8 protein-coding genes and 1 pseudogene are annotated in these 7,200 nt (G+C 39.5%); 5 read left to right on the plus strand and 4 right to left on the minus strand.

All coding sequences use genetic code 11. The features are described from left to right. Nucleotides 1–1,614: tetratricopeptide repeat protein (locus PX636_RS05740; RefSeq protein WP_288116465.1), on the minus strand; the 1,614-nt coding region annotated here is incomplete at its 3' end. 23 nt (nt 1,615–1,637) lie between these two features. Then, on the minus strand, nt 1,638–2,138 hold the full coding sequence (locus PX636_RS05745) for a hypothetical protein (RefSeq protein ID WP_288116466.1): 501 nt from the start codon (nt 2,136–2,138) through the stop codon (nt 1,638–1,640). Between the two features lie 198 nt (nt 2,139–2,336). Here PX636_RS05745 and clpS point away from each other — a divergent pair, with 198 nt between their 5' ends. The 3 genes from clpS to PX636_RS05760 are packed head-to-tail and all read left to right on the plus strand — an operon-like array spanning nt 2,337 to nt 3,973. Next, nucleotides 2,337–2,624 (plus strand): ATP-dependent Clp protease adapter ClpS, encoded by a 288-nt coding sequence (gene clpS / locus PX636_RS05750; protein WP_002738526.1) that lies wholly within the window; start codon nt 2,337–2,339, stop codon nt 2,622–2,624. Continuing rightward, nucleotides 2,617–3,447, plus strand: coding sequence for a CPBP family intramembrane glutamic endopeptidase (locus tag PX636_RS05755; RefSeq protein ID WP_288116467.1), 831 nt, complete (start codon nt 2,617–2,619; stop codon nt 3,445–3,447). The genes clpS and PX636_RS05755 overlap by 8 nt, the downstream gene beginning before the upstream one ends. A gap of 52 nt (nt 3,448–3,499) precedes the next feature. Further along, nucleotides 3,500–3,973 (plus strand): hypothetical protein, encoded by a 474-nt coding sequence (locus tag PX636_RS05760; protein ID WP_374756728.1) that lies wholly within the window; start codon nt 3,500–3,502, stop codon nt 3,971–3,973. Here the strand turns inward: PX636_RS05760 and PX636_RS05765 are convergent. Both PX636_RS05765 and PX636_RS05770 read right to left on the minus strand, forming a co-directional pair. Continuing rightward, complete coding sequence (locus PX636_RS05765) at nt 3,904–5,025, minus strand: AAA-like domain-containing protein (protein WP_288116468.1); 1,122 nt, start codon at nt 5,023–5,025, stop codon at nt 3,904–3,906. The genes PX636_RS05760 and PX636_RS05765 overlap by 70 nt on opposite strands. A gap of 176 nt (nt 5,026–5,201) precedes the next feature. Continuing rightward, nucleotides 5,202–6,458 carry an AAA-like domain-containing protein gene (locus tag PX636_RS05770; protein ID WP_288116469.1) on the minus strand — a complete coding sequence of 419 codons (1,257 nt, stop codon included), beginning with the start codon at nt 6,456–6,458 and terminating at the stop codon, nt 5,202–5,204. Nucleotides 6,459–6,667: 209 nt separating this feature from the next. Here PX636_RS05770 and PX636_RS05775 point away from each other — a divergent pair, with 209 nt between their 5' ends. Further along, nucleotides 6,668–6,976, plus strand: a complete 309-nt coding sequence (locus tag PX636_RS05775) for a hypothetical protein (RefSeq protein WP_002796007.1) — start codon at nt 6,668–6,670, stop codon at nt 6,974–6,976. Next, a pseudogene (locus tag PX636_RS05780) lies at nt 6,963–7,200 on the plus strand (hypothetical protein); the annotation flags it as partial. The gene PX636_RS05775 and the pseudogene PX636_RS05780, both read left to right, overlap by 14 nt.

The following is a 7,200-nucleotide window of genomic DNA, read 5'->3' on the forward strand; positions in this document are numbered from 1 at the left end:
ACACAAGGGTTCTGCTTCTGCGTATCTGCCTTGCGATTCGTATAATACCGCTAAATTATTGAGACTGGTAGCAACAATGGGATCGTTTTCTCCTAATAGCTGTTCCCTTAGAGAAAGGGAGTGCTTATACAAGGGTTCCGCTTCTGCGTATCTGCTTTGACATTGGTACAATCCTGCTAAATTATTGACACTGGTAGCAACACTAGGATGGTTTTCTCCTAATCGCTGTTTTATCAGAGAAAGGGAGCGCTTATACAAGGGTTCCGCTTCTGCGTATCTGCCTTGGGAGAGGTATAATCCTGCTAAATTATTGAGACTGCTAGCAAAATAGAGATTGTTTTCTCCTAAGCGAGATTGGATTTCTTCACAACATTTTGTTAAGGTAGCTGCTGCTAAATTATATTCTCCCTGTCCCTTATAAAACGAAGCTACCCCAAGAAACACCCGACTTAAATTATCTTCCAGGTTGGGAATATCATCTAACATGGTTTGACTGACAAGTTGCAGATGGGGAATTGCGGGAGTTACTGCTGCAATAATCTCCCTTGTGGGGGTTTGCGGGATATTTTCGGCAATGGTTAACAAAGTTTCCACAAAAGCGCATCGATAAAGAGAATTTATCTTAGGAATTTCCTGTAATTGCTGTTGAAAAAATTCTCTCACGAGGGGATGAATCCGATAAAAAGAATAGTCCTCATCCACGGGTTGCATCAGATGAGAATTATCCAATTGTCCCCGCGCTTCTTCTAGTTCGCTTTCGGTAATTTCTGTGGATTTTGCCGTATCTTCTAGCAACGTCCAAGCAATAGCCACCGGTGCGAATAAACTCAACAGCATTGCCACTTTTTGAACAGCAGAACTTAAATCATCCCAACTGATTTTAATTGCGGCTGCTACCCCTAAATGTCCATAATCTCTGTGGTTTCTTTCCTTGGTTAAAGCAGTATGAGCTAAATTTAATTTATCGCGTAAATGGCTAAACTTTAAATGACGATTTTTCGCTAAATATTCCCCCACCAACTCCACTGCTAAGGTTAAGCGTCCTAAAATTTCGTGACAAATCTGTTCTACTAAAGCTTTTTCTTGCTCAACTTTAGCAGTACCAACAATTTTGGTTAATAATTCCACACATTTATCTAAGGGTAAAACATCTAAAGCTATAGACTGAAATTCCGTACTAAGACACCTTTCCCTAGTGGTGACTAATATCTTAATCCTAGAATCTTTTGGTAACATTCGATCGGGAATTCTGTCGATATTGGGGACATCATCGAGAATTAATAATAATTTTCCCTGCTGAGGTAGCCAATTTTGCCAATACCAGTACACTTGTTTTTCTAAAGATTCTTTTTTCAATATTTCTGGTAAAGATAGATAGGGACCAGCTAATTTAACTATTTCTTCTGCTAAACCCGATAGTCGCAAGGATAACCAATATTGTGCCGCGTATTCCTGTTGGTATCGTTTCGCATATTCCAAAGCTAAAGCGGTTTTTCCTATTCCCCCTAACCCTTCCACCGCGCAAACAATCACCCCTTGTTCTGTTTGCAATTTCTGATGAATTAAGGTTAACTCATCTTCCCTCCCGACAAAATTAACCGTACTTTTGCCCACATTACTAGGGATAGAGGGAATACTTACTTTTTTAGACGATTTTTCACTCCTGCGATCGCACGATTAAATGTGGGAAAATAACGCTTAAAAGTTGACTCAGTATCTAATTCCGCTTCGTAGGTCAGGGAAACAAAAGGGGGTATAGTAGATATGGCCGCTTTTAATTTGGCTGCTGCCGATCGCTCTGGTTGATTGAGTTTAGCCAGAATTTGATTTAATAATTCTAAGATTTGTGCAGAAGCAAGTTCTGAGGGTGGTTCTTTGGTAATTGCCGTCAATTCTGTGACAATTTCTGCTACCATTACCTCGGCATCAGGAAAAGATGCTTCTTGACTCTCGCTGGCGATTAAATCCCATTTTTCTCGTTCCAATTCTTTAATTTCTATGCGCTTATCGTTTATGCGTTGCTGCAAAAGAACTTTATCTTCTGGACGCGCACCTGTCCACGCATCGCGGATTCCCGCTAATTGTTCTTTTAAGCGTTGAATATTTTTATCGAGATTTTGTAATTCGCCAGCAGACATAGAGAAATAAGGTTAAATTACAGGGTCAATTTAATTATGATCTATCCATCTAGAAATGTCATTCCTGTGGCTGTCCCCCACTCCCCAACACCCAACCCCTCACGGATCGCTGAAAAAGCCTAGCTCAATCTGGAAATTTTGATTATGATCATTAGTAATTGACCTTTATTTGTGATATAGATTCAAAGGAGAGACACGGTGTCCACAGAAGTCATCGAAAAGCGTTCCACAGCGACAATCCGTAAACCAGCACCGCGTTATCGCGTTTTACTCCACAATGACGACTTTAACTCGATGGAGTATGTGGTTCAGAGTTTAATGCAAACGATCGCCGGTATGACGCAACCCCAAGCAGTCGATATCATGATGGAAGCGCACACTAATGGTACGGCCTTGGTGATTACCTGCATCCAAGAACACGCGGAATTTTACTGTGAAACCTTGAAAAATAAAGGTTTAACCAGCAGTATCGAACCCGATGAATAAAAGATTACGGGTAATTGCCACTTACCCAGTCCCCCTGCGACTGGGAATTTTTATTTTGCTCTTACTTTTTCTCTGGTTGCCGATCGCACTTCCCCTCTATCACTTTTTTGCCACTAATGCCAATCTTGTCTCAATTTTGACCCTTTCTGTTCTCTATCTGGAATTTTTGGGGTTATCCCATTGGTGGGGACGGACAATTTATGGCGATGAGGGATTAGCCGATTATGGGTTGATTTGGCGAATAAAAACGCCGATCGAGTTAATTAACGGGTTGGCGATCGGTTTATTTTTCACTTTCTCGCTTTTTCTGTCCCAAGGGTTCCTAGGTTGGTTAAATTTCTTACCCGCAAATCCCCAGATCAGCAAAATCATCCTGGAGGGGTTTTTAGTCGCTTTAGCGGTGGGTTTTGCGGAAGAATTGCTATTTCGGGGCTGGTTACTGGGAGAATTAGAAAAGGATTATCGTCCCGCTATCGCTCTAGTGATTAGTGCCTTAATTTTCGCTCTTACCCACTTTATTAAACCTTTAGCCGAAATTATCCGCACTTTTCCCCAATTTCCTGCCTTAGTCTTGCTAGGATTGGTTCTCGGTTGGGCAAAACGCGCCTGTGGTGGTAGTTTGGGTAAAAGTATCGGTCTGCACGCGGGTTTAGTCTGGGCATACTATATATTAAATGTGGGTCAGTTAATTAAATACACTGGTACTGTTCCCGATTGGTTAACTGGAATCGATAAAAATCCTTTAGCGGGAGTGATGGGTTTACTTTTCCTGACAATTCTCGCTATCTGGATCAGAAAAAAAGCAGTTTTGAGTGAACGATAGGGGATTAAATCAATTACTATAAAGGGGAAATTGCCCATGAGAGTTATAGCCGATGAATCGATTATTATCTTTTCTAGAATATCGCCCGCGTTTGCGTAATATCCTATCTTTTTGTTTCTCTCTTATCGTCATGCTGTTGATCGGTGTAGGCAAAGTCACAGCACAAGATTTAAATAATTCTACTCTGGATTTAGTTGCTAATCTCTGGATGTTAATAGCCGGCTCGTTAGTATTCTTTATGAATGCGGGTTTTGCCATGCTGGAAACGGGTTTTTGTCGTACTAATAACGCCACTAATGTCTTAGCTAAAAACCTAATTGTCTTCTGTGTTTCTGCCTTGGCTTATTGGATGTTTGGTTTCGGTTTAATGTTTGGCAATACATCTGAACTGGGAAATAGTTTCTTTGGTGGGACAGGATTTTTCTTGGAAATTTTAACCCCCAATAATCAATACAGTCAATTCCAAAAATTGTGGACAGGTCGTTCATCGGTTGTCACCCAATTTTCATTAAAAACATTTCTATAAATCTTATTATAAACTTTTAACTTTTGTCGGTCTTGAACTACCAATCCTGTTAAGCGTAATTCTATTTGATCGGGACTACCATCATCGGTAATTTCACCATTTCTTAAAATTTCTAGGTAAAGCTTCAGCATTCTTCTACCCGTGACACGCTTATTTAATAAACGATTCCGAATAGTTTTTAGGTGTTCTGGACTATCTTGAGATACCCAGTTACTAATTACTTGGGACTGGATAAAATCGCCGACATTAATCGGGGTTGCTGGGGATTCCTTGCCAAATTCAGGGCGAGATGTGGAGATTAAATTACAAATTTTTTGAGTTAAAAACGGTTGTCCACCTGTCCATTCTATAACCTCCTCTAAAACCCGTTCCGGTGCGATAACTTTGTCCTGCAATCCCTCGGCAAGTTTTCTGGCATCCTTTATAGTAAATCCAGATAATCGAATATCTTGACCAATATTAAAAGGACTACGATTATTATCTCGAATAAAGTTAGAAACCGTCGCTACCCCCAACATACAAAAGGTTAGACGTTGATAATCACGATTGTGAGGACGTTTTTCATGACAGCTACGCAGCCAAGCAAAAAAAGCATCTGTGGAAAAATTTAAGCTCAGAATGCTATCAATTTCATCAAAACAGATAACAATAGGTCGGGATACCTCCTTTAAGAGAATTTCCTCTACAAATTGATCAAGACGATTAATAGGTGATTTATAGGCTCGTTCATCCCACCAAGTTTGCTCTTTTCCCCGAATAGAAAGATCAAATCGTTTAACCAGTTGCTCAAATAATACTCGATACCAAATATCTTCGGATATGTTTTTTCCTAGACCACTCAAATCAATGGTAGCACAATCAATATTATCCTCTTTCAGTCGTTTTTGTGTCTGTACCCACAAACTTGATTTTCCCATCTGACGGGAATTCAATACATAGCAATACTGTCCATTTTTTAGATAGTCATAAAATATATCATCTGCTTCCCGCTTGATATAACTAGGTGCATTTAGGGGGACGCTGCCTCCAATATGATAAAAATTGGTCGCCATAGCATTAAAATTAGCAATTTGTCTGATTGGTTAAGTTCGATGAATAATTTAATCAAAGGTTATCTGTGCCTAAGCTAGTCCGCATTTAAAGTTCTGGATTCGATGAGGGAACGGGGAACAGGTGAAAACGAATATTAGATTTAGATGTACAACAGTTTAACTCAATATATTGGATTTTAGGAGGATAGGCGATACCTAAAATAGTTGCTGTATAGTGGATAACGGGGTTGAACAGCATTCTGCACAAAGGTTACTAATCCTAAACTATGAAGTTGCCAATTAATTGTTGCACCTAAATCAACGGGAGAAGACGACTCTACAACCTTTTTCATTCCTGCTGCTAGGTTTGGATGTTCTTGTAAGTTTAGCAAATGTCCTCGCAAATGATCCCCATAAATTCCCGCTTCCGTGGCTGCTGTCTCTAAAAAATCTGCTAAAGACAGTTGTTTTTGGCTAATCGCATAAATCGCTTTTTGGATTAAATAGGGATGTCCCCCGACAAGATTAATTATTTTTTGCAGTTCATCTTTTCCCAAGTTAGCCTGATATTTATTAGCTAGAGTCAAGACCTGTTCTAGAGTAAAATCAGGTAACAGGATTTCTGTTCCTACATTGAAAGGAGATTTATTCAGGTCAGCAGGAACATAATTTTCTGTGGAATAGGTGATAATTAAGTGTAACTTTTGCCAAGTATTATTATTTTTTGCCTCCTCGTGCCAAAGACGAAATAAACTAAGGAAATCGTCGGCAACGCTTGCATAGGCAAAGAGACTATCTATCTCCTCTAAAACTAAAATTAGGGGTTTATCCAGCTTTTTGAGCAAATGGTCTTCAAAATAGGCAGTACAGCTATAAAGTCCTAATCCTTCTTGCCATTTTTCCTGAAAGAGAGCTGCTAACCCTAATTTCTTGGAAATAATCAAAGCAAACCAAGAGAGCAATCGGTCTAAATCGCCGAGAATTCCTTTGCTTGCTTGTAAAAAACTGAAACTGACGGTTTTATACTCTCTTTTGTCAACTTGACTCAAAATTCTATCGACTAATAGGGTTTTACCCATCCCCTTGGCTGATTTAATCCGCAATAATGAACCTGCTTGACTCACCGTCTCCAGACAAAGCTGTTCCACTGGAGGACGTTCAATATACTTGGAAAAATCCGCGGCCCGGTTTTCTCCCTCATCCTCAGACGTGGCAGCTGGTGTTTCCTCCAACTCATCCCAGTCAGTGATTTCTCGATAATCAAGGGCTAATTTTTGACAAATTTCAAAAAAATTGAGATTACTAATCGATTTACCGTTAAGAAAAAGGCTAATAGTCGATTTTGCGAATCCTAAATCCTCAGCAAGCAGCTCTTGACTTGCGTAACCATTGAGTTTAACTGCTTGTTTGACTCTAGGGATATATTCTGATTTTACTTTAAGCGATCGCCCCATAAACTTCCATCAATCGACGCAATCTCTATTTTATCGCAAAAAACTCAGACATATCTCAGTCATGAGATCAGAGATTAGAGTGGTCGTTTACGCTTTTATCGCAAAAAACTCAGACATATCTCAGTCATTCCCATTCATGAACTCAGAGAGTCATGACTGAGGATCAAGATGTACTGGTCGAAGTGTATTTATAAACTACACAAAACAGAATGCTTGACATATTTCCTTTTAAGTCCAAAGACAATGACACTTATAAGGGTGATTCTGGGACTTCAGCTAAGTCTGACAATTATTTAACCTCCGCGGAGAAGTCTCTTTTATCTGATTTACTCAAAGTTAATGCTGCCACTGTCTTGAGCTTTGAAATTGAAACAGATAGAATTGGAGAAGCTAACTTACAAGACAAATTAGAAAAACTAGCGGACAAAGGCTATATCAAAGTCAATAAAGAAGAAAGCTACAAAATCTTTACTCCCACTTGGAAAACTCGTTGGCTTAGGGTAAATGGTATTTTGTAGTCAGGTTCTAACGGAATTAGATAAGTTTCCTTTTTTCAGTTCATTCACCCATTACCTATTTTTGGTAGATTCTCAGACAACTGCCGCCACCGATCTTTTTAGCGAAATACGGAAACTTCTGGGAGAAGATCGGTGGCCTTTTGTGGTGACTGCGATAATTATTGGAGTAGCAGTTGAAACTAGAAGTACCTATTTCTGGCTCTTCGGGAATTGTTATGCAAATA

It is taken from the genome of Microcystis sp. M53598_WE2 (assembly GCF_030067735.1).
GTDB classification, from domain to species: domain Bacteria; phylum Cyanobacteriota; class Cyanobacteriia; order Cyanobacteriales; family Microcystaceae; genus Microcystis; species Microcystis aeruginosa.

Bases quoted from the DNA above. Each gene is read 5' to 3' on its own strand.
- PX636_RS05765 (WP_288116468.1), bottom strand. From the start codon at position 5,025: ATGGCGACCAATTTTTATCATATTGGAGGCAGCGTCCCCCTAAATGCA.
- PX636_RS05745 (WP_288116466.1), bottom strand. From the start codon at position 2,138: ATGTCTGCTGGCGAATTACAAAATCTCGATAAAAATATTCAACGCTTA.
- PX636_RS05775 (WP_002796007.1), top strand. From the start codon at position 6,668: ATGCTTGACATATTTCCTTTTAAGTCCAAAGACAATGACACTTATAAG.
- PX636_RS05770 (WP_288116469.1), bottom strand. From the start codon at position 6,458: ATGGGGCGATCGCTTAAAGTAAAATCAGAATATATCCCTAGAGTCAAA.
- PX636_RS05755 (WP_288116467.1), top strand. From the start codon at position 2,617: ATGAATAAAAGATTACGGGTAATTGCCACTTACCCAGTCCCCCTGCGA.
- PX636_RS05760 (WP_374756728.1), top strand. From the start codon at position 3,500: ATGAATCGATTATTATCTTTTCTAGAATATCGCCCGCGTTTGCGTAAT.